Source organism: Phaeodactylibacter sp. (assembly GCF_022763345.1).
Taxonomy (GTDB): Bacteria; Bacteroidota; Bacteroidia; order Chitinophagales; family Saprospiraceae; genus Phaeodactylibacter.
Map to the genome: position 1 here is coordinate 86,506 of NZ_JALEGS010000018.1, position 22,631 is coordinate 109,136.

Sequence of the window (22,631 nt, forward strand, 5' to 3'; positions counted from 1 at the left end):
CTATTCTTTTTATCTTATTTGCTGAAATAAATTCGAATAAGAAAATTCATGCAATTTAAATTTGCTAAATCACAAATAAAGGAGCGTATTCGCTTTGATAATCCCTGGTGGAAAACCGGGCAGGATGAAGACTGTTATCAACCGTGATCAAAAACCTATTTGGGATGTAGAAATCAAGTGGAGCAACCGATACATTAGTCGTCCAAATGAACTGAAAAACCTGCTTGCTTTCTGCCAACAAAACGACCTTAAAAGAGCATTAGTCACTACTATAGATCAAACCAGAAGCATCGAAATAAACGGTCTTCATATACAATTCCTGCCTGCCGCAGCGTACGCCTATACCGTAGGCAGAAGAACTTTTGAGCAAAAGGCCTTGTAATGCCCCACTTGCCTCCCACCCCAATTATCCATACCTTTGCACCTGTGAAAAGCACATTCGCCATACTACTCGCCATATTCGTGACCTGGTCTGCCCTGCAGCCTTGTCAGGACGGGCACGTGCCGGAAGAAACCCGGGAAGCTTGCCCAATGGTAGTGGCGAATAGTAACGCTCATCACTGCTGTGCCGCGGAAGCCCCACCAAAGGAAGCGTCCGATGGATGTGGCGATGAGCACGGTGCAGACGGATGCAGCACCTTTTGTTCCTGTCAGTGCTGCGGTACCATCTTTTTACAAATCTTACCGGAGCACCGCGCTGTCGAATGGTCCCCCATTGCACGCGCCGAGCTCGCCTACCTGCCCGAAACCGGGCGCGAGTCCCCACAACTCATCTGGCAGCCACCGCCCTTTGGTCTTGACGCCTGAGCACCATTTTTTCTAATCGTCAAGACTAAAATTTCTTATGAATAAGCTTTCCAAAGGACTGCCGGGCATTGCCCTGTTGGTCCTCCTTACCACCCATTTGCAAGCGCAGGCCGGTGACACCCTTCAGCTTTGGGTAGACGGCATCTGCGGCATGTGCAAAGACCGTATTGAAGATGCGGTCTACCAGGTACCCGGTGTGGCTTTCGCCGACTGGGACGTAGCTTCCCGCACCCTTACCATTACCCAAAGCCCTGAGCCCCTGGATGAAAACCAATTGCACCAGCAAATCGCCAGCGTTGGGCATGATACCCGCCGTATCAAAGCTACAGATGACGCCTACGAGGCCCTCCACGGCTGCTGCAAATACCGGGATGCGGCCATCGTGGCACAGCATGAAGGCGGAAAATTAAAAGAAGAAGAACATCACGACCATCTCCACGGGTACGTTTACGAGCATGGCAAAGGCCAAAAACGCATTCCCCTTGTTGGCGCTAATGTGCGCTGGCTGGGCAGCCCGGAAGGAGCGGTTACCAATGCTGATGGGTTCTTTGAGCTCGAAGGCGCAGACGAATACGGGCAGCTCATTGTCAGCTACGTGGGCTTTGCTACGGATACCGTTACCATTAATCAGGAAGGCACGGTTCAACTGGTACTCGCCGATGCTGTGAATTTGAATACAGTAGAGGTTACCCGCCGCCGCCGCTCTACCGAGGTGTCCTTTATCGACCCTGTTAAAGTGCAGCGCATTGGTGAAGACGAACTGGCGAAAGCTGCCTGCTGCAACCTCAGCGAGAGCTTTGAGACCACGCCTTCGGTGGATGTAGGCTTCACGGATGCTGTGACGGGCACCCGGCAGATCCAAATGCTCGGGCTGGCCAGCCCTTATGTACAAATTACCCGGGAAAACATGCCGGATGTGCGCGGGTTGGCTTCCATGCATGGTATGGAGTATACCCCGGGCGCCTGGATTGATGGCATCATGCTGAATATGGGTACCGGTTCTGTTGTGAACGGGTACGAAGCCATTGCCGGGCAGATCAACGTAGAGCTCCATAAGCCGGAGGAGGGCGAACGCCTCTACCTCAACCTGTTTGCCAACGCCATGCAGCGTTTTGAGGGTAACCTCAGCCTGCGCCACTCGCTGAGCAAAAATGCGCATACCGGGCTGCTCCTCCACGGCAAGCACCAAAAGGGCCGGTTCGACCAAAACGGGGATGGCTTTCTGGACAATCCGCTCTCGGAAGCCCTGATAGGTGTACACCGCTGGCGTTTTATGGGCAAAAATGGCTGGATGGGGCAGTTTGGCATCAAAGGGACCCTCCTGGAATCAACCGGTGGGCAGTTCGACTTCAAGCGGGGACAGTCCGAGGATACCGACCTTTGGGGATCCACCCACGATGCCCGCCGTGCTGAAGCCTGGGTAAAGGTGGGAAAAGTATTCCCCAACCGCCCCTACGCGAGCATGGGGCTACAGCTCTCCGGCAATATCCACCATCAGGAATCCACCTTCGGCAACCGGTCCTACGATGGCGATCAGGAAAGCTTTTATGCCAACTGGATTTACAAAACCATCATCACTGATACCCGCCACCAAATCAAAACCGGGGCGAGCTGGCAATGGGACCACTACGATGAGGTCTTCGAGGGGCAGGTTTACGATCGTATCGAATCGGTGCCCGGCGTATTCGGGGAGTACACCTGGACAGGACGGGAGGATTTTACGCTGGTCGCCGGCTTACGGGCGGACTACCACAATCTTTTTGGCGCTTTCGTGACGCCCCGCCTTCACCTGAAGTACAACTTTAGCGAAACGGCAGTCCTGCGGGCCATTGCCGGCCGCGGACAGCGCACCGCCAACATCCTGATCGAGCAGATTGGCGCCATGGCTTCCAACCGAGTCTTCATGATTGAAGGAGATGATTCCGACAAGCCCTACGGGCTGGACCAGGAAATCGCCTGGAACTTCGGGCTCAACTACGCTCAGGAGTTCATCTGGGGCGGACGGCAGGCCCTACTGAGCCTCGATGCTTACCACACCCGTTTTCAGCAGCAGATTGTGGCCGACTTTGATGCTGATCCACAGGCGTTATTCTTTTACAATCTGGATGGGAACTCCTTCTCCAACAGCCTGCAGGCACAGCTGGACTACGAGCTTTTCGCCCGCTTTGATGTCCGCCTGGCCTACCGCTTCAACGATGTACGAGTGGATTACCGCAGCGAGCAGTTAGAGAAGCCACTGATTGCCCGCAACCGCGCCTTCCTCAACACAGCCTACGAAACGGAAAGTGGCTGGGCATTCGATGCCACCCTCAACTGGCAGGGGCAAAAACGCCTGCCCAACACTACGGCTAATCCGGAAGAATACCGGCTGGAAGCAGCATCACCCGACTTTTTCCTGTTGAGCGGGCAAATCACTAAGTCCTGGAAAGAAGGGTTGTTTGAGCTCTACCTGGGCGGTGAGAACCTCCTCAATTTCCGGCAGGACAACCCCATTCTGGGCAGCGATGACCCCTTCGGCAACTACTTCGATGCCTCTATGGTATGGGGGCCAATCTTTGGGCGCAACCTGTATGCCGGCATGCGGTATAAGATTCAGTAAGCTAATTAAAGCCCCCGTATACACCTGCATAATGGCATACGGGGGCTTTATTTATACAGAGAGGGCAAGCCAACTCACAGTCGATATACTTACCCGCCGGTTGCAGCACGACGCTTCCACTGGGAATCCAGCACTGCTATCGCATAGTCGGTACCAACCTTACGGCTTTCTTTATCAATATACCGGGCAAAATAAGGCAGCGCCTGCTCGGGCAAAATGAGATAGTGCGGCGTTTTCTGCCTCGGAGCGTAGTCGCCCAAATAGCCAGGATTGAGTGCCCGGAGCCAGGGAAGGCTGACTTCACAGTAGCGGGCGATTTCATCCAGTTCCACGCTGTGGTGGATTCGGAATACACGGAAGTGGCTGGCGTGGTATTGGTGTTGTTTGGGTCGGAGGCCATGTTGCTCATAAAATTCGCCTACGTAGATGGTTGCGATAAGGCGGGGCAGGTACCTGCGGGTCTGTAGGGGCAGCTTGTGCTCGATATCCCAAAAGGAAGAACAGCCGGTTTGCTGTTGGGCCTTTCTGACTCTGCCGGGTCCACAGTTGTAAGCCGCAAGTGCGAGCGCCCAATCGTCGAATTGCCGGTACAACCGACTGAGGTAGCGCATTGCCGTTTCAGTAGCCTGGTAAGGGCTGCGCCGCTCATCGACATACTCATTGATATGTAGCCCGAGCCCTGTAGCCGTGCCCGGCATAAACTGCCAGAGCCCAACTGCCCCTGCCGCAGATTCTACAGCCGGGTGGAGGCGAGACTCCAACAAGGGAATGTACTTCAGTTCTTCAGGCAGCTGATACACCTTGAGGTAATGTTCAATGATGGGGAAGTACTGTGGCGTCCGCCCCAGCATAGCTTCGGCTTCCCGCCTGCCGGTGCGCAGGTAGCTCGATAGCTCCTCCTGCACTTGTTCATTATAGTGAACCTCGAAGGGCCATTGATCCTGAACACAAAGCAGCCGGTAAGGGATATCGTGGGTGACGGCCTCTTTCCAATCGGACTGCTCTGCCTGGCTTACATACGAACAAAGCAGGCAACCTGCCAGTAACGTGCTACGGATGAATGTTGGGGCTTTCATACACTGAGGTTTAGTTTTCGGTAAGGTTATACGAGGCAACACAAAAATCGTTACCCGATTCCCGGTATTTTCCGAAAACAAACCACTAACAATCAAGCCCTTAAATCAACCTTGGAACGCCAGAACCCTTACCTGTACTGCTCTAACGCAGTATGCACGTCAGGTCAATTTTCGATCTGTACTATTGAAATTTGATCGTGTGAATTACATAGTCCAACTGCTCCATAAAGTCCCGCTTATCTTCACCCGGGGCGTGCAGGAACCCATCCACGAAAAGCAATTCGCCCTTGTTCGGGTTTAAAATAAGATAACTAATGAAGGAACCGCCCATGAAGTCATTGACGATTTCCCATACGCCCCTGCCTTCCACTGCATAATTACCGTTTACCTTTGTGGTGTTGAAAATCACGGGCAGGTCCCCATCGTTCACCTGCATGTAGGTCCCCTCAATCGTAGAAGAAACGTACTGCTTGCCCAGAGAGTCGCGCATGGCGATGAGGTTGTCCTTGCTGAGTTGCTCCTGATCTTCGTACTTCACCTTGCGCAGCATGATATTGCTGGAGGTCTTGTCGGTCTCTTTGCGCATCCAGATCACCTCGCCATCGTTGATGGCCATGAAGTAATCAGAAGGCATCCGGATACTTACTCCTATCGACTCCTTTACTTCATTGATCAGATTATTATTGACCCCATTGAGGTAAGCGTAAGACTCCAGCTTTTTCTCATCAAACTTGTTGACTTTCTTCTTAATCGCTGGATAATTTTCCTTGAGCACCTTGATCAGGTCCTGATTGGAATAGGCGAACTGGTAAAGCAAAAGCTGCCCTTTGGCCCACTTGTCACGGCCGGCAGCGTTGTTTTTCGTGAGGTCGCCCCGGGCACTCTCGCTCATTTCTTCGCCAATATCCTTTCGGATCATCTGTGCCGTAGGAGAGTCTTCGTCAGACAGGTTGCCGACCAACATATAGGTGCGCAGCTCCTTTCGAAGCGGGTCCTTTTTTAGCTCAAGCGGCGTGAAGTGGCGCAGGTCGAAGACAGGCTCGGGCTGTGGCAACAGTGGGTAAGCGGAAGAATAGTAATAGCGTATCGTGTCGCCTACCGGGCTCTCCCAGAGCTCTTCATCCATGACGATCACAATCTCGTTGAGTTGCCCGAAAGCAGTAGGGATGGCTTTCATGCTCCGCTGCACATCTTCCGAACAGCTCTGTAAGGTAGACAAAAGAGGCAGCAGCATGGCAAAAGCCAGAATTCTCGGATATATTTTCATAAAAAAGTCTGTATTTACGGAATCGCTAATAAAGGTAAAATATTAATCATTGGATTCGTAAAACAGATGCTTTCCTGGCATGTTTTGGCGTGCCTGCTGCCCAACTTATGCCTTCGCTTCCCGCTCGCGCAGGATTTGGGCCACCGCTTCGGGGTCTTTGCAACTGATGAAGAACTTTTGGCCGTCCTTAAGGTGCAGCCGTATGCCTGAACCCGGCTTGACGCAAAACATGCGCTCGCCAACATGTACGCCCCAGCCGCTGAGCTGTACGGAAAGCGGCAGGTTGAGGACCTCACAGCGCTCTACTTCCTCCCAGTAAATTTTCTGCTTCTTGCGGTGTACGGGAAAGTACTGGAATTTGATCTTCTCCGCATCCACTTTGACCAGCAGTCGGATGGAGAGCAGGTAAGCCAGTGTCCCCCCAAGCAGCAAGAGCGCCAATACTCCTTTCCAGAAATGGGCTTCCGGCCGGAAATCCGAAAGCACCGTGGATTCGTAAATGTTGTAAATCGTAAATATCATTAACAGTACCAGTGGCAGCAGGATTTCCCACCGGCGAAAACGCTGTACCTCTTTATGTTGATTTGGCATAATAACTTTAAATTTACTTTTAATTAACGCTGAGTTAACATAGGGCAAACAAGCACAATCGGAGAGAAGTTCCCTGCCACCTTTAAAATTATCTATCATGACGATACTGTACACTTACCTGACCGCCATCGCCCTTAGCCTGAACGCACCGGCCGGCACCCTCCCTCTAAGCGTGCCCGTCACTCTGGAAAACAACAGCGCAGAAGCACAAGCCATCACACTTATTTGGTACAGCCCTTTACGCTTTGGCAATAGCACAGAACAGCTGACGGTAGCCCCGGGCGCGCAAATCACCCGCCGCTATGCCGTGGGCACCAAGCTTTACCTGGCTTCGGAAGCAGAAACCGGCATCGTGATGGGCGGTGGGCGAATTGATGATCAGGAGCCCTTCCTAAAGGTGAGCCTAAAATCGAGGAAAGCGGTCTACCCTCTATTCTGAAAAGACAAGGCCCCGGCTCTCCTGAACTGGAAAACCGGGGCCTTGTTCGCTGTCGCGAAGGTTCAGGCTTAAAACAAACCTTCGATTACCTTTTCTTCCGTAATCCCTTCCGCTTCGGCTTTGTAATTGCGCACGATACGGTGGCGCAGTACATACTTGGCAATTGCCCTTACGTCTTCAATATCCGGAGAGTACTTGCCATGAATGGCAGCGTGGCACTTCGCGCCCAGCACCAGGTATTGAGAGGCACGCGGCCCGGCTCCCCAGGAGATGTAGTTGTTTACCGCTTCGGATGCCCGTTCAGTATTGGGGCGGGTTTTGGTAGCGAGGGAAACGGCGTATTCCAGCACGTTATCAGCAATGGGTACTTTGCGGATGAGCTGCTGATAGTGCAGAATTTGCTCACCGGTAAGCACATGCCTGAGCTCATAGTTTTGGACCGTGGTGGTGCCCTTTACCACATTGATTTCCTCTTCGTAGGAAGGGTAGTCAAGTGGGATATTGAACATAAAACGGTCCAGCTGTGCCTCGGGCAGAGGGTAAGTACCTTCCTGTTCAATCGGGTTTTGCGTAGCCAGTACGAAAAACGGTGCGGGCAGCTTATGGCGCACCCCGCTTACGGTTACGGAGCGTTCCTGCATGGCTTCCAGCAGGGCAGCCTGTGTTTTAGGCGGCGTACGGTTGATCTCATCCGCCAGCACGATATTGGCAAACAGCGGGCCAGGCGTAAACTTGAAGTGCCGGTCTTCGTCCAGAATTTCTGAGCCGGTGATATCAGAAGGCATCAGGTCAGGCGTAAACTGAATGCGCTTGAAGTCAAGGTCCAGCACTTCGGCAATAGTACTCACCAGAAGGGTCTTCGCCAGTCCGGGCACTCCAACCAGCAGGCTGTGGCCATTACTGAAAAGTGAAATAATGACTGCCCGGACCACATCTTCCTGCCCGATAATCACTTTACCAATTTCCTTCCTGAGCTCTTCGTAGGAAGCTGCGAGGTTATCGATTGCCTTAGCTTCCGACTGAAATTCTGTATTTGCCATTCGTTGATATTAGTTTTGATCGTCTATGCGTGCTGTTCGGGCAGCGCAAGTTACGGAACAGGCGAAAATAAACTTTCTTTTTGCAGCCGAAAGCGCTTACCTGTTCAATAACACTTCCATAACATATCGGAAAGCGCATAGTTTTTACCGCTTAGGGAAAAGTGCCACCATTCAGTGGTGATAGGCTGAAAGCCTTCGCTGAGCATAGCTTCCCTCAGGATGGCCCGGTTGGTCAGCACACTGTCCGGCAGGTTGGTGTAGGCCGGATGGGCCTCGGGGCCAAAAAAGTCAAACGGAGTGCCCATATCGAGTTCTTCGCCCTCTGCACTGACCAGGGTGAGGTCTACGGCAGCACCGCGATTGTGCATAGAGCCTTCCCGTGGGTCAGCTACGTAGCGTGGGTCGGGCACTTTTTCCCAAAGCTTCCACTGAATAGGCCGGGGGCGGAAGCAGTCCAGTAACTTCAAGCCCAGCCCTTGTTTTTGAAGACGCTGATGTATCCTTACCACCGCCTTGGCTACCTCAGGCCGCAGGAAGCAACGGCTGCAATCGTACATTTTTTCCTCCACAAAGTTCTCCGTGGTTGCATACTTCATATCGATAACGATGCTGCTGTCGAGGCGGGCGACTTCTGTCCACGCTGCGGTATCGTAATCGGGCGGCGGTGGCGGCAGCGGTTTTTGGGCAGCCGGTTGGGACATGGATGACAGCGTATCGGTGGCTACTTCAGCCGCTTCCTGCCCGGCATCAGGAGCGGACTGACAGGCAAAAAGCCCAAGCATTGCCCAAAAGTAAAAAAGCAGTTTTAATCGCATAATGATGTATCTTGGTGGATAATGAATTCAGCCTGAGATGAAAGCTATTTACCTAACATTTTACTTGTTCCTACGCAGTATCTTCAAAACCCGGCCATAAACGATATCCGCTAAGCCCCAGTTGTAGCCCTCAAAGTCGGTTGGGCCCGTAAACTGTACCACCACCGCATCAATATCCCTGTGGTACCGGGCAATACTCTGATAGCCGGGGATCAGCCCGGTATGTTCGTAAACGTAAATCGACGAATAAATTTCCTGCTCTTTACCATCAAAGACAGACCCGTCGTTTAGCGCCCTCAAAAAGATGCCGACATCCTCGGCTGTGGCGAGCATGCCCATGTCTTCACCTTTTAAATCATGAGGATAGCCCACATAATAACCACTCATCACCCGGTCAGGATCAACGTCACTGACTGATGCAAACGTATTTTTCAGATGGAGCCGGTCAAGGATGGCTTTCTGAATAAACTGAAAGTGGGGATACCCCAGCACTTTGTCCATCAGTTCCCCCAGCAGCAGGTAATTGGTATTGCTGTATTCATAGCTGGTACCGGGTTCGAAATTAGCAGGCAGATCGAGTATGAGCTCCAGATTTTCCTCATTGGTTTCCTTTGGGGCCACCCAGTAGTTAGGCGTATTGGTGTAATTGGGAATGCCGCTGCGGTGCTGTACCAGCATAGCCAGCGTCACTTTGTCGGCATACTTCATTCGCCCGGCCAGTTCAGGAAAGTAATCGGCAAGGGTTTTGTCCAAAGATAAATGGCCATCGTGCACCAATTTGGCGATGGCTACGGCGGTGTAAAGCTTACTGATGCTGGCAATTTTAAAAAAAGCTTCCGGATAAGCGGGAATTTTGTTTTTGGGATCATGCCAGCCGGCTGCATGATACGCCGGGGGCTGCCCCGCCTGATCTACGTAAACGATGACCCCATCGAACCCGTAGTCAAGGGCGTCTTCCACCTGCTCCTGTACCGTATCCGGCAGCGGCTTTAACCACGCTTTAAGCATAGGCCAGGGCACGAAGTACAAAGAGACGATTGTCCCAACGAAGAGGACGATTCTGATAATCTGCGTTTTCCGGTCAGCTGACATAGGGTATTCCGATTTTTTTACTGTCTGAAGGAACGGCTAAAAACGGGCCACTGATGCAGGAAGGTACATAACTTAGCAGGATTTGCAATAATTATTCTTTTGCAGCATGATTGTTCCGGAATCTGGAATAACAGGATTGATGACTATATTGCAGTGGAATTAGTAAGATCGTACCCTTCATGCCCGGTGCCAGCAGTATTGCTTTTCCATGGTTTGGGCTTAAATAACGCTTCAATTCCTCAATGACTCAATCACCACCACAATGGCGCATAATCTACACGGTATAATAACGGGCTTCACCTATTTGGGTGATTTACCGAATGTCAAGTTGGCTGAGGGGTATCACCTGATCGCTTTGAGCAGCCCTGAACAAGACAACGCTCCTGAAGCACCAATACCTCCTTTTGAAGCACTCAGTAAAGCCACAACATCGGTAATCCGCCGGCTTTCTATGCTGGGAAAATGTGCCTATATCGAAACCGCCTACTTTGGAGGCATAGGCACGCAAACCTCCGCTATATGGGAAGATGGTGCACAAATTGAGGGCCCAATGATATCCTACGATGGCGTAGAGCCGACAACGGAAAGCCGGCATTTCACAGTAGTAGACGGTGCAGTCAACCACGTCCTGAAGCATTTAGGCGTTCACCGTTCGGAAGATATGGATGAGTTTGACAGCGTTGGCCTCGGACAGTACCGGTCCAACCGTAAAGTACTCCAGGCCTCCGGCCACTAAGGAGCCTGTGGTTTACCGGTTTATACAATCAGGAAAACAATAAAACAAGAATGATTCCACAGGAAAAGGTCATCCATTCTGCTTTCTTTCTATTGCTATCAGTTATCCTGGTTTTGGTGACAGTATCCTGTGGCGGCACAAAAACCCTGCCTGAGCATCAGGGTGAAAAGGCCAGTAATCAAATAGCAAAGGACATGGTTGGAAAAATCAATACAGCAGTAGATCCGGAATTTGTGTACGCTTACGGGCAATCCAGGTTTGTACCACCGGAGGGGAAAACCCTACTTATTATGGGGCAAACAGTGGAGCAGATTACCGAATACCAGAAAGCCTTCCGATCCGAACCCCTCCCCGGCGGGTGGTCCGCTTACTGGGGCATTCCGGAATTTACGGGTGTAGCGAAGGCTCATGAAATCCAAACGGGCAATACTCAAAACCACCAGATGTTGGTCAGAAAATTCCCGAACACGGCCATCCAAAGCGCCCTGTGGATGGTAGGCAAATGGGGAATCGCAGAGAAAGCTGGTAAAGGCGAATACGATGATGTCATCATCAAGTACAGTGCCTGGGCAAAGGCGGCCAACCGGCCGGTTTATCTGCGGATTGGCTACGAGTTCGATGGCGCCCACAACGCGCTTGAACCGGAGGAGTATGTGAAAGCCTATCGCCACATCGTTGACCTGATGCGCGCAGAGGGAGTGGAAAATGTGGCGTTGGTCTGGCATTCCTATGCTGCTCCGACTTATAAAGGATACCCCATCGCAGACTGGTATCCGGGAGATGATTACGTGGACTGGGTGGGCATATCGGTATTTGGGCACGCCTACAATGGAACTGATTTTGGACCGGATTGCAACCGGGTCCTTGATTTTGCTAAAACCCACAAAAAGCCCGTCATGATCGCAGAGGCCAGCCCCATCAACGGCATAACAGAGGAAAGTACGGCGGTCTGGGATCAATGGTTTGTAAACTTCTTCTCCTTCGCTTACAACAAGAATATCAAAGCGATCAGCTTCATCAATGAAGACTGGACTCAATTGAACATTGAAGGGATATCCACCTGGCAGGACAGCCGGCTGCAGAACAACCCACAGGTCGCAAAGGCTTGGTTTGAGGAGACCGGCAAGGACCGATATTTGAAACAGTCGGAGAGGCTTTTTGAGCAGTTGGGGTACATGAAGTGAGGGGGCAATAGCTTATGGCTGTAAATAAAGTGCATCATCAGAGCCAGAATGCCGGAGTTAGAATCCTCTCAGACTTTTAAAATCATGCTTTAGAATTACCAGATAAGTGATACCTTAAATCCATAGTTCCAATCAAAAGGATATAAAAATGAGACTCATTTCAACAATGGCACTGTTAGTGCTAGTGCAGCTGGTTTTCAGTTGCCAGGAAAGCAGCCCAAAAAACAACACCGCTCAAGATATGTCTGATGATACCTGGGAAGTCGATTTTCAAGATGATTTCGAGACTTTCAATCCCGATAACTGGCAGGACCAGCGCATTTGGGTGAACAATGAAAATCAATGCTACGTACCTGATGGCGAATTTGGCACTCGTGAAGTCAGCAACGGTACGCTAAAGCTCAAAGTGGTCAACATCGGTGAGCAGCGCCCCTGTGACAATTTTGATAAACACGGCAATCAGCACCCTCCTACCGAATATGTAGCCGGCCGGATTTGCTCTAAAAACCGAAAGGAGTTTATCAAAGGCAGGTGGACTGCCCGTTTGAAGTTATCCAGCAACGGGGAAGCCAGTATGTTTCCCGCATGGTGGCTGCTGGGCGCTCAAAACAACGAGCCCCCGGTGCAGGAGGAAGACGAAAATGTCTGCTGGCCGCTAACTGGGTCCGGCGAAATCGACATCTTTGAGCACCATGGCGACCACATGAAAGACGAGTTTACCACAGGCGCTATCGTTAGCCTTGGGGAGTGCGACAAAGGTGATTGGGAAAGCATGCGACGGAACTTCCCGGCCACCCTGAATGAATTTCACGAGTACGCCGTCGAATGGGAAGGCAGCGACCTGGTCTACCGCCTCGATGGCAAAGAGGTGTACCGTAACGAAGGGGAAGGGGACAAATACCCGGAGCCGATGTTTGCCATTCTGAACTACGCCAAAATTACTGACTCGCCTATGACGGGCGAATGGGTGATGGAGGTAGACTGGGTGAAGCACGAGCGGCGAAAAAATCAATAATTCCCAGCCCGGCTTACAGAAAAACGTCATCTATGAGAAAAATACTCCTTCTACTATGCCTAAGTTGGACCTTCCAGTCCGCTGGCACCGCTCAGCCCACCGCGGTACCAGAACCCCAGATTTCATTCGCTAAGGAAGACCGGCCTTTGAGTTATTATATAGCACAGGCAGGCTTGTGGTGGGAAGTGCTCCAAAAGGACCTCCAAAACGAAGACAGCTGGTACAATTACTACCGGGCCAACCGAAATGCTCAGGGCAAAGCCAACTGGAGCTCCGATTTCGTAAAGGAAGGGCCGCACCTTAGGCTTGGGGATGACATCGTCAAACTGATGGGCGAGCACATCCCGGAGTCCTTTACTTACAATTTCGTAAGGGGCTCCACTGCCGCCGTATATCCCGGAGAAGGAGCGTATCTCATAAAGGCCTACCAAATGAACCCGGATTTTCCCGGGCTGCTCGCTACAGTGGCTACCTACGCCACAAGCACGCACAACCCGGAGCTGAGAAAAGAAGTCAACCAACGCTGGTTTGAGAAGCGGGAATTCCCAATTGCGCTGATGAACTACGGGTACAATACCCTGCAGTCGGTTGGTGAAAATGGCATATTGCTAACGCAGCATGATAATGATACTTACCCGGTGTGGATGCTTCAGGATGCAAAGGGCATCCGTACTGATATTCTGGTGATCAATATCGATTTCCTCCTTTTTGACGGGTACCGGGAGCGTGTTTTTGAGCAATTGGATATCCCCGCCTTCATCCTGGAAGAAGTAGACATCAACGAATACGAGACGAACTGGGCTAACGTTGTACAGCACTTTCTAGGGTCCTATCAGGGTGACCGCCCGGTACATATCGGGCTATCGGTTTCCCAACAATGGTACCAACCCTTTGCAGACCAGCTCAAAGTCGAAGGACTGACCAGAACCTTTCAACCACAACCTGGAAAAAATAAAGCATTTTTTAGGGAGCATTTCATTTTAGATTACCTCCGGGCAGATCTTGAGTTCACAACCTTACTGCCCCGGATCAGGGATATCAACAAAGGGTATCTGCTTTTCTTTGATGCGGTTTATGCACAGCTTAGTGCTGACGAACAGCGGTTTGTCCGCGAAATCGCCCGTGGTATTATTACTCATATCGAAAACGCTGACCGAAAGTCTTATTTTGAGTCCAGATTTTCGGACTGACCCCATTGTTTCTAACTTATCCAATTATGAAAAGAATCCTTTCCCTTACCTTCCTCCTCTTCGGCTTATTGTCCTGCAGTGAAAGCTCCGAGCCTGCCGACCCGCAAACGAATCCAATCGACAGCCAGCAGATACAGCGTGATATAGAGACGGTAAAAAGCTTGGTCATGCAGTCCTTCGACGACATCTGGTCAGATTTGGACACTCAAAAGATCGAAGCCCACCACACCCAAGACTTCATGCTGCTGGAAAATGGTGTGGTCTGGAACAATGACTCCGTGGCGAGTTACCTGATCAGGGAGCGGGAATCAATGAAGGCCCAACAATACCAGCGACTAAACCGTTTTGATTTCCTAAAATCTGAACACCACAAGCACGCCATCTGGGTGGCTTATCACAATTACGGCACCTGGGTCAAAGGACAGGACACTTTAGGTACGGCCCATTGGCTGGAAAGCGCCATTGCCATAAAGGATGAAGGCAGGTGGAAGCTTCAGCAACTTCATTCTACAAGAGTTCGGAAATAGGATCAATTAGGGAACGGGGAGAACCTGGATTGAGACGGGATAAACCCCTTACTATATTTGCAGCCCTACCGGCATACAGACTTTTAAAAACGATTATCTTGCAAATACACATCATCGAAGAGACCAAAGACTGGCTGGTGGTTAGCAAGCCGGCCGGTATTCAGGTAGAGCGTAACCCCTTTGGCCCATCGGTGGAGTCCTTGGTTTATGCGCACCTGGAAGCGGAGCGCCGCAATCCCTATGTGGGGATTGTGCACCGGCTGGACCGGGTAACGACCGGCGTCGTGCTCGTCGCCAAGCACAGAAGTGTCCTGCGGAAGCTCAACCGGCAGTTTGTGGAAAAGGACGTACGCAAGACCTACCTTGCTGCGGTCAGTCAGCCCCCACCATCTGAACAGGGCACACTACACCATTGGCTGGAAAAAGACCGGGCATCAAAGCGGGCCATTGTCCATAAAGAACCTGCCGAAAAGGCCCGGGAATGCCTGCTCAACTACAAAGCCCTGACTACAACTTCGGACAATCGAACCCTCTTGGAATTGGAGCCCCTCACGGGCCGCTACCATCAAATCCGGGCTCAGCTGGCATTCGAGGGCTGTCCGGTAGCTGGTGATGTCCACTATGGTGCTGCCCAGCCTTATCAGGACCACCACATCATGCTGCATGCCTGGAAACTGGAATTCTTCGACGAGCGGAAAAAAGACCGGCAATTGGTGGAAGCGCCACTCCCGGAATGGGCAGAGGCGTTGAAATAGAAAAAGCAGTGGCACAAACTGCACCACTGCATCGATTAAGCAAAATCTTTACAATAGCAATTTTGCTTAGCATCGGACCGGCGCGCTCCTAACCGCCGGTGCCGAAAGATTCACACAAAATGCACACGCTTTGGAAAAGCGGGCATTTCACTCCTTACAATTTGATCTACGGTATTCTTTGGAAGGTTGGATCATATCAATAGAAAAAACGCTCTATTCCCTGCGGGTCCTGCTCACCACCAAAGCTATACTCCTCCATACCATTGATGCGTAGCTCAGAAGCGGGTACTGGCAGCTGTGCCGGTGTACCCAATTGCAGGCCGCCCAGGGCCGTCACTTCGGTGAAGGCTTCGCGGGGGCGCATCCGGCGGCGGTCGAGCCAGAGACTGGCTGGGGCCGTATTGAACAGCTCAATGGCGCGCTCGTAGAGCAGGGCTTCTTCCACTTCAAAATAGGAGGCCGCAGCGGTAAGGGGCGGTAAGTTGCCCCGGCTAGTTCGGGAACCACCGTCGATCACGTTGGCAGCAGCAGCAGTTTGGCTGGTGCGAAGGAGCGCTTCTGCCTTAAGCAGGTCATTATCGGCTTTGAGAAAGGTCGGCATAGGACCGGCAAGGCCATCACCGAATAAGCCAGGCTGGATCAGTTGGCGTTTATGCTGATAGTGCGAAAAGTGCCATTCCCCTCGTTCGGCGGGGAATCCCACCACCGGGCTGTAAACAAAGTCGGAAGTCAGGCGGGCATCCCCGGAGGTCGCCTGTGTTTCGGACAAGGGGGCTTCTCCATTGGCTTCCACTTGCGGGTAGCGGGCCGGCTGATTGGGGTCGAAGGCGGCCACAAGGCGTTGGTCGAGGCGCGCCCAGAAAGGGCCGGCTTCCGTATTGGCAAGGGTATATTGCTGATAGCTTGTCCACTGATTGCCATTGGCGTTGGGAGCGAAGTCAAAAGTCACCCCTAGCTCAGCGTGTTGGAGGACGGCCTGCCAATTGGTCGTCTCATTTTCATCCAGCGTGCGGGCGGCTTGCGCCAAAAAACGGGCAGCGTAGCTGTGGGCAAGCTCTGCGAAAGCACTCCCGTCCAATGGCAGCCCATTAAAGTAGTTGTGGATGAAATCAATGCCATTCGCCTCAGCCAATTGGATGGCGGCTTCCAGTTCCTCTACTGCCCGGGCATTGACCGTTGTGTAGGGCAGAAATTCAATCGTACCGCCCAGCTTGGTATTTTCATCCACCACTGGTGCCTGATCAAACCAAAGCGACAAATAGCCCCAGCTCAGTCCACGCAGGGCATACGCGGCTGCCCGTACCGACTGATCCTGCGGGCCGTTCTGATCAATGCTCACGCCTTGCGAAAGGGCATTCAGCACATCATTCGCATCAGCCACCGCCTGCAGGCACCCGTACCAGGGTACTTCCACGATCGCCCGGTAATCCAGGGGCTCGGAATTGAGGTTACGGTAAGAAAGGCGTGGTTCCTGCCCCATGGCAGCCGCGCCAAAGTCATCCCAGGGCAGGGCGTAGGCATCCGCGGTAACACCGAGCGCCACAGCGGGCTCCGGACTGTGGATGCTGCCCCACCAGGTGGCATAGCCGCGGCGCAGGGCTTCCTGCAAGTCCGTGCCTTTGCTGATGACCTGCTGCCCATCGGGCGTAAGCTGAGGAGCATTGTCCAGCGACTCGCAGGACCAAAGGCCAGCCATCAGCACCGTCAGAACGGAAAAGGTAAATTTACGTAGCATATCAAAACGTTATTTGTGCGCTGAAGCCCAGGTGGCGCCGCAGCGGATGGTTAAAGAAATCGACGGCAAACAGGGTGGGATTGCCCCCGGGGCTCGCCAGCTGACTACCCGGTGTCCCGGGCTGCCGCTGCTGTAGGGGATTGCCGGCTGTGGTGGTGGTTAAGGCCGGGTGGTAGCCGCTGTAGTCGGTCAGGGTAAACAGATTTCGCCCGATCAGGCTGAAGCGGATTTCTTCAAAGATATTCTTCAGAGCAGGCAGGCGCTCCGGTGTAAAAGTGTAACTGATAGCGGCCTCCCGGAGCATGAAGTAGGACCCGTCTTCTACAAAATAGGCATTCGGGATCAGGTTATTGGACAAGCCCTGCGCCCCGTAGAACGTGGCAGGCAGTTCGGGGGAGGCGGCCAGGTCGGCATGACGCTCATTGGCATACATCCACTGTTTGGTATAGTTGTAAATATCCCCGCCCTTGCGCCAGTCGAACAACGCAAAGAGCTCGAAGCCTGCATAGGCAAAGGTATGGGCAATGCCAAGCTGAAAGTCGGGATTAATATCGCCGATGACTTGCTGCACGGGCGCGCCATTCTCATCTGTAATCAGCAGGGGGACTTCTGCAGGCGTCCCGAGGAGGTCCTGCTGCACGATAAAACCCTGCTCATTGGTGGTGTAGTCGAAGGGGTTGAAATCGGGATTGTCCGATAAATCATCGGGGGTACGGGCAAAGGCCTGGCCCACCATTATGCCCAGGGGCTGCCCTTCTTCTATGCGAAAGAGACTGGTATTCGCCCAGCCAGGGCCCGTTTCATAGGCAGGAATGGCAAGGGCGGCTACCCGCTGCTCCACCCGTTGCCCGGTAGCTTGTACGTTCCAGCGCACCTTAGCGCCCGGAATGCGGAACAGCTTTTTGAAATCTATGGAAAGGCTGCCTTCGTAAATATCGGCTTCCACCGTCCCGGCATTGCGCCATTGCCCTTCAAAACCGGCACCACCGGACAGCTGCTGAAAGAGGATTTGATCTTCGGTCGTGGACTGTACGTAGGTCCCGGAAAGAGTAAAGGCTTTGAAAATTGTCATATCCACGCCCACTTCCAGTTCCTGCGTTCGGGCCGGCTGCAGGGCATCGTTGGCAATGGTTTGCCGGCTCAGGCTGCCGTTGACCAGCTCGTAGGTCTCATACCGTTGCTGATAGGCGGGGCGTATGCCTGCAGTACCCATTGCTGCCCGGAATTTCAGTTCCTGGAAGATTTTCAGATTAACGTCCTCGCTCATACGGTAAGCGGCACCGATGCGGTAAAAGGCGGGCCAGTCCACACTTTCGCCAAATAGCGTCGACTGTTCTGCCCGGGCTGCAGCAGTGAACACATAGCGGTCGCGGAAGTCCACATCGGCCTGCGCAAACCCGCTGTAGGTCGTCATCTCCTCCGCCAGGGAAGAAATATTGGTTTCGGATTGCGGATTATCGAGGGAGCGGTTGCCGGCCACCGCCAGGTTTTCGCCCCTTGCCAGGGAAAAGTCCCGGTCGAGGTCCTCATACAGCAGCCCCGCCCGGAAGGCGGTATTGAAGCCCAGCCATTCCTTATGCAGCAAAAGGCTGAGTGAGGAAGTGAAGTACTGTTGCAGGCGCTCGGCATATTCCAGCCCGCCGCCGTTGCTGCCCTGAACGCCCGAGGTCACAAGCGGGCTGAAACCGACCGGTACGTTCGTGCTTAGGTAGCCTTTGTCGATAAACAATTGACGCTGCGTGGTGCTGCGGTCAAGGGTGGCGGCGTAGTCGATGTCCAGCCATTTAGCAGCCTCAAAAGTGCCTCCAAACATACCCATCAGACGGCTGTGGCGCTCCTCAGCCTGGAGTTGCTCCCGCAGGTAAAGCGGATTGGTGATGCGTGCACCGGTATTGTCGATGTCCCAGTCAAAGGGCGTTCCATCTTCTTCGTTTCGGGCATCAAGGTCAAACATGGGGGTCATGAGCAGGGTGTTGGCAACGGGGTTGTCGGGCGTAGCGCCCAATGCTGCCCCCGCATCGTTCTGACTGCTCACATAGTAGGCGCTGCCCCTGACCTTCAGCCGGTCGCCCGCCTGATGACCAAGATTGGCACGAAAGGCGTGCCGGGTATAGCCTTCACGGCCCGGGATGACGCCTTCGTCGCGGAAACGCTGGGCCGAGCCCCGGAAGGAGGTACCGCCTGTTCTTCCGGTAACTGTGAGCGAGTTGGAACGCAGGCTGCGCCGTTCGAACAGATGACTGCTTTCGTAATCCTGAATATTGGGCAGGGCGTTGGTGAAAGTGTTGGCAGGCAGAGGGCCGCCCAACAGAGGTTGCGGGCCAGCTGGGCTTAGGATTTCCCGATTGGTAAAACCAAGCGTGGGATAAGCTTCCTGCACATCACTCACCTGATAATCCGTACGGTAGGTCACCTGGGTTTGCTCGTCTGCCAGCTCGTATCCGTTTTTCGTAAAAATCTGTATAACGCCATTGGCCCCCTGCGCGCCAAAGGCGGCGGCTCCGGCGGCTCCTCTCAAGACCTCCACCTTATCAACATCCTCCGGGTTGATATCCAGGAGTTGAGCATCAGCCATGAAAATGCCATCAATCAGAACAAGAGGCTGTTGGGTGCCAGATAGCTGATTGATGCCCCGAAGCTGGATATGGTAAGCCTGTCCCGCTTGTCCGCCGGGCTGTAGCAGGCGGAGCCCCGGTACTCGTCCGGCAAGAGCAGTACTCAACCGGTTCGGTCGGTTTTGCTGTAGCGTGGCATCTTCCAGCAAGGTCCCGCCAAAGGGCAGCAAAGGAACAGCCCGAGGCTGTGCCAGCCCGGTGGAGAAAGAAACCGCCCCCGGTGCATTAATGGGCCGGAGCAATACATCGACCCGCTTGCGCCCGATCACTGCTATGGACTGCTCCTCGTAATCGGGATGCGCGAATGTCAGGGTGGGCGTAGGATTGGGATTGAAAAAATTCTGGTCTACATTGATGATGTAACTCCCGTCCTTTTCCGATCGTGCGGTCTCTGCACTGGTATTGAGGCTCACTTTGACGCCTTTAACCGGCTCCCCAGTGAGGGAAGAGGTGACGGTACCCCGAACGGTCAGGCGCTGGGCAGCAGCTTCAAAAGCAGGCAAAAGGCATAAGAGTAGCAGCATCCCGGTAGGGACGAAGCTCGTTTTTCTCATAATCGTTTTTTTTCAAGGTTGTGGGTGGAGCAGCGTTGCTGTTGTGGGGAATTATCCTGCAACGAGCAGTAAATCTACCCGTTGCAGGATCAACACTTAGTAGTGGGGCAAAAATAAAATACACACCTTTCGAGAAGCCCTTACCGGACCACATTCAGCTCAATCGGGTCACTAAGGGGTGCGGAAAGACAGCCCCAGTTCTTGGTATCTTTATAAACCAGCACCAGGTATTTGCCGGCGTGGTAGTCGGTAGCTTGCAGTTCGAAGCTTGGCTTAGACTGCAGTTCGGTCGTGCCCGGCGCCAGTTGCCATTCGGTGCTGCCGAAAGGCTGATGGTAGAGCGTAAACTGATGGTCGGGCTCCGTAAAGGCGTAATCGATGGTTACGGTCTCACCCGCCTGAATCGGGTAATCTGCTGTTACCGTGGTTTCCCGCTGATATTTGCAGGGGCGGAATTTGGAAATTGGCAGCTTTGGCTGCAACGGATTGCTTTCCATGGCTACCGGCAGCGCAGGAGGGCTCATTCGGCCAGACAGGCCTCCGTCTACGCCGCCTTTACGCTGCGTATCTGAGCTCATTTGTCCCTGTATAGGGTCACTTTTCTGGGGCTTGAACTGATCGTGGTAGTCTAATACGGCTTCGATGCCGTAGATGGGGCCGTTGCCGGGTACATAAGCGGCTTTTCGGACACCATTTGTGGTTTCCACGGCTACCTCGAAATAGTTGTGCCGGGCGGGCAGGTTGTTCAGGATTTCACTCACCTGTGCCCCGGCTTTCTGACCGGTAACCACGAGGCTGAGCTTTTCCGGTGTGGGGCCAGCCCAAACGGTGTATTTACAGCCTTCTTCCTGACAGCAGCGCGGGCTGAGCCAGCTTAGGTAAAGCGGCCGGTCAGGCTGCGTGGGGCTGTACACCAACTGTAGGTCCTGAATGGGCGTGCAATTGGGGTCCGTAGCCGTTACGCTAATGGTATTGGCTTGTTCTTCCAGCAGTGCTTCATCAATGTATAAGTCCTCATTCGTACGCTCAATACCTTTGGTGCCGATGGTACCCCGCATCGGAGCATCCGGTGTTTGGCTATAGCTCTCCGGTGTTGATGCGTAAGCGCTGGGCTGATTTTGGAGGCGGTTTTCCAGGTCTGGAATGACGCTGCTCCGATTGGCTGTCGCTGCCTGCTCTTCTGCGCGAATCCAGAAGGTTTCAGCAGCAACCGGGCGGGGCAGGTCAGGCAATGGCATATAAACCGTTACCCGAAGCGTATGGATACCACGCTGTAGGTCCCGCTGATCAAGGTCGAGCTCGAAGGGCATATCTAAACCGGGATAGAGGCTGATTTTACCCATGTTGATATCCCGGTAGCCGGGGTGCACATAGGCTACTTCGGCGTAGGGATTGAGGGCAGAGCAGTCAGAATTAGCGGGCAACTGCAGGCTTCCCCGAATAGTTTTGCCCATAAGCGTTGCTGTACCGGAGACACCGCAAACCTCCGGGGCATTAACCGGTGCTGCAGGTTGAGTGCGGTAAGGGCTGGAGGTAGGTTGACCATAAGATTGGGCCGCAGGCTGCTGAGCAACGGAATTGCCCACCTGAATCGTGGTACCCAATTCTTTAACCACCGGCAAATTACAGTTTTCACCCCATGCAAGTACCCGGAGCTGATAGTTGTTATCGGGTATAAGGCACAATGGCTCTGTACGTGGCGCTACGCCAAGGGCTGCCTGTGGGCGCCCGTCAGCACGGGTGGGGAACCATTTGCCGTTGCCAGCTTTTACTTCGACCAAAAAGTCCCAGGTCGTGCCCTGGCAATTGGAGCAGGAGATGATAACGGCCGGGCGATTGAGCCGGTCGCAGTAGCCTGCCGGGTCCACACGAAGATTGAGCTGTGGTTCCTGGCAGGGTTGCTGAGCGAGTGCCCTGTTGGGTTGTGCATTGGATTGCGGCATGGGCTGGGCAGAACGTGCCTGCCAGTCCCGATTGGCGGGGGCAGTGCGCTGCGTTTGGGGCTGCTGTACCACAGGCTGTGACTGGCTGCCCTCATAGCGAAAATGTTCCCGCACTACGGTAGACTCAAATTTTTTGGGAATCGTAGACTTCACCCGATAGTCCACACCAATATTGTAAAAATGGCGTGGGGTCAGACCAGAGATGACTAGGGTGTCACGCTTTCGGTTGCCGAGCGTCCGCAATCCGCTAACCATCTCTTTGCTTTCCGGGTCCTGCAGGCTAGCACCAAGATCGGTAAGCCATACGGAGGCTTCCACCTCACTGGCCTTACTGTGCGTAAAGTGAAAAATCATTTCGACTTCGCCAGGTACCGAAGTGGGGTTGACCTGTGCGAAAAACCGGGGCTGTTCCTTTTCAAAGAGCCCGTCGAAAATGTCCTGTGCATAGTTGCTTACCGGCCCTAGGAAAAGGGCGGCGATCATGGCCAATGGGTAGATCAATGTTTTATTCATATCGAGTAGCTATAATTAAGGCAAATTAGCGCCTGAAAATCAAAATTGCTTACGACCCGGCCACCTGGCGCAAGTCGGTCTCCTTAGAAAAAGCCCCGTAAGCGGCTTATACGCAAAAACGGGCATTTTAGTTTCTCT

19 protein-coding genes are annotated in these 22,631 nt (G+C 53.1%); 10 read left to right on the top strand and 9 right to left on the bottom strand.

Annotated features, from left to right (window positions below; all coding sequences use genetic code 11):
- Nucleotides 1-124 precede the first annotated feature (124 nt).
- Genes MRY86_RS04540 through MRY86_RS04550 form a run of 3 tightly spaced genes read left to right on the top strand, consistent with a single transcriptional unit; the run spans nucleotide 125 to nucleotide 3,406 of the window.
- On the top strand, nucleotides 125-382 hold the full coding sequence (locus MRY86_RS04540; RefSeq protein WP_293567316.1) for a hypothetical protein: 258 nt from the start codon (nucleotides 125-127) through the stop codon (nucleotides 380-382).
- A complete protein-coding gene (locus MRY86_RS04545; RefSeq protein WP_293571034.1) occupies nucleotides 382-807 on the top strand; it encodes a hypothetical protein in 426 nt (141 codons plus the stop codon). Before MRY86_RS04540 ends, MRY86_RS04545 begins: the two co-directional genes overlap by 1 nt.
- A gap of 37 nt (nucleotides 808-844) precedes the next feature.
- Nucleotides 845-3,406: a TonB-dependent receptor gene (locus MRY86_RS04550; protein ID WP_293567317.1), complete on the top strand. Its 2,562-nt coding sequence runs from the start codon at nucleotides 845-847 to the stop codon at nucleotides 3,404-3,406.
- Between the two features lie 89 nt (nucleotides 3,407-3,495).
- Here MRY86_RS04550 and MRY86_RS04555 read toward each other — a convergent pair whose 3' ends face one another.
- The 3 genes from MRY86_RS04555 to MRY86_RS04565 form a co-directional block, all read right to left on the bottom strand.
- Complete coding sequence (locus MRY86_RS04555) at nucleotides 3,496-4,482, bottom strand: lytic transglycosylase domain-containing protein (protein WP_293567318.1); 987 nt, start codon at nucleotides 4,480-4,482, stop codon at nucleotides 3,496-3,498.
- Between the two features lie 181 nt (nucleotides 4,483-4,663).
- On the bottom strand, nucleotides 4,664-5,749 hold the full coding sequence (locus MRY86_RS04560) for a DUF4837 family protein (protein ID WP_293567923.1): 1,086 nt from the start codon (nucleotides 5,747-5,749) through the stop codon (nucleotides 4,664-4,666).
- Between the two features lie 105 nt (nucleotides 5,750-5,854).
- Entirely contained in the window at nucleotides 5,855-6,340 is a 486-nt protein-coding gene (locus tag MRY86_RS04565; protein ID WP_293567921.1) for a hypothetical protein, read from the bottom strand.
- 97 nt (nucleotides 6,341-6,437) lie between these two features.
- On the opposite strand from MRY86_RS04565, the gene MRY86_RS04570 reads away from it, so the two are divergent.
- Nucleotides 6,438-6,779 carry a hypothetical protein gene (locus tag MRY86_RS04570; protein WP_293567919.1) on the top strand — a complete coding sequence of 114 codons (342 nt, stop codon included), beginning with the start codon at nucleotides 6,438-6,440 and terminating at the stop codon, nucleotides 6,777-6,779.
- Between the two features lie 68 nt (nucleotides 6,780-6,847).
- Here MRY86_RS04570 and MRY86_RS04575 read toward each other — a convergent pair whose 3' ends face one another.
- From MRY86_RS04575 to MRY86_RS04585, 3 genes are all read right to left on the bottom strand, one after another.
- On the bottom strand, nucleotides 6,848-7,819 hold the full coding sequence (locus tag MRY86_RS04575; protein ID WP_293567917.1) for an AAA family ATPase: 972 nt from the start codon (nucleotides 7,817-7,819) through the stop codon (nucleotides 6,848-6,850).
- Nucleotides 7,820-7,923: 104 nt separating this feature from the next.
- A complete protein-coding gene (locus MRY86_RS04580; RefSeq protein WP_293567915.1) occupies nucleotides 7,924-8,634 on the bottom strand; it encodes a M15 family metallopeptidase in 711 nt (236 codons plus the stop codon).
- Between the two features lie 60 nt (nucleotides 8,635-8,694).
- Nucleotides 8,695-9,726 carry a serine hydrolase domain-containing protein gene (locus MRY86_RS04585; protein ID WP_293567913.1) on the bottom strand — a complete coding sequence of 344 codons (1,032 nt, stop codon included), beginning with the start codon at nucleotides 9,724-9,726 and terminating at the stop codon, nucleotides 8,695-8,697.
- A 262-nt stretch (nucleotides 9,727-9,988) separates the two neighbouring features.
- On the opposite strand from MRY86_RS04585, the gene MRY86_RS04590 reads away from it, so the two are divergent.
- The 6 genes from MRY86_RS04590 to MRY86_RS04615 all read left to right on the top strand — a co-directional run bounded on the left by MRY86_RS04590 (nucleotide 9,989) and on the right by MRY86_RS04615 (nucleotide 15,133).
- On the top strand, nucleotides 9,989-10,462 hold the full coding sequence (locus tag MRY86_RS04590; RefSeq protein ID WP_293567911.1) for a hypothetical protein: 474 nt from the start codon (nucleotides 9,989-9,991) through the stop codon (nucleotides 10,460-10,462).
- 50 nt (nucleotides 10,463-10,512) lie between these two features.
- On the top strand, nucleotides 10,513-11,646 hold the full coding sequence (locus tag MRY86_RS04595) for a glycosyl hydrolase (RefSeq protein WP_293567909.1): 1,134 nt from the start codon (nucleotides 10,513-10,515) through the stop codon (nucleotides 11,644-11,646).
- Between the two features lie 241 nt (nucleotides 11,647-11,887).
- A complete protein-coding gene (locus MRY86_RS04600) occupies nucleotides 11,888-12,661 on the top strand; it encodes a glycoside hydrolase family 16 protein (protein ID WP_363325439.1) in 774 nt (257 codons plus the stop codon).
- A gap of 32 nt (nucleotides 12,662-12,693) precedes the next feature.
- Nucleotides 12,694-13,851, top strand: a complete 1,158-nt coding sequence (locus MRY86_RS04605; RefSeq protein ID WP_293567905.1) for a hypothetical protein — start codon at nucleotides 12,694-12,696, stop codon at nucleotides 13,849-13,851.
- Nucleotides 13,852-13,877: 26 nt separating this feature from the next.
- Nucleotides 13,878-14,378, top strand: coding sequence for a hypothetical protein (locus tag MRY86_RS04610; RefSeq protein ID WP_293567903.1), 501 nt, complete (start codon nucleotides 13,878-13,880; stop codon nucleotides 14,376-14,378).
- Nucleotides 14,379-14,476: 98 nt separating this feature from the next.
- Nucleotides 14,477-15,133 carry an RluA family pseudouridine synthase gene (locus MRY86_RS04615; RefSeq protein ID WP_293567902.1) on the top strand — a complete coding sequence of 219 codons (657 nt, stop codon included), beginning with the start codon at nucleotides 14,477-14,479 and terminating at the stop codon, nucleotides 15,131-15,133.
- A gap of 196 nt (nucleotides 15,134-15,329) precedes the next feature.
- On the opposite strand, the gene MRY86_RS04620 is transcribed toward MRY86_RS04615, so the two are convergent.
- The 3 genes from MRY86_RS04620 to MRY86_RS04630 form a co-directional block, all read right to left on the bottom strand.
- Complete coding sequence (locus MRY86_RS04620; protein ID WP_293567900.1) at nucleotides 15,330-16,868, bottom strand: hypothetical protein; 1,539 nt, start codon at nucleotides 16,866-16,868, stop codon at nucleotides 15,330-15,332.
- 1 nt (nucleotide 16,869) lies between these two features.
- The gene (locus MRY86_RS04625; RefSeq protein WP_293567898.1) at nucleotides 16,870-20,037 is read right to left on the bottom strand and encodes a TonB-dependent receptor plug domain-containing protein; all 3,168 of its coding nucleotides are present in this window, start codon (nucleotides 20,035-20,037) and stop codon (nucleotides 16,870-16,872) included.
- 140 nt (nucleotides 20,038-20,177) lie between these two features.
- Nucleotides 20,178-22,493, bottom strand: a complete 2,316-nt coding sequence (locus tag MRY86_RS04630; protein ID WP_293567896.1) for a hypothetical protein — start codon at nucleotides 22,491-22,493, stop codon at nucleotides 20,178-20,180.
- Between the last annotated feature and the right edge of the window lie 138 nt (nucleotides 22,494-22,631).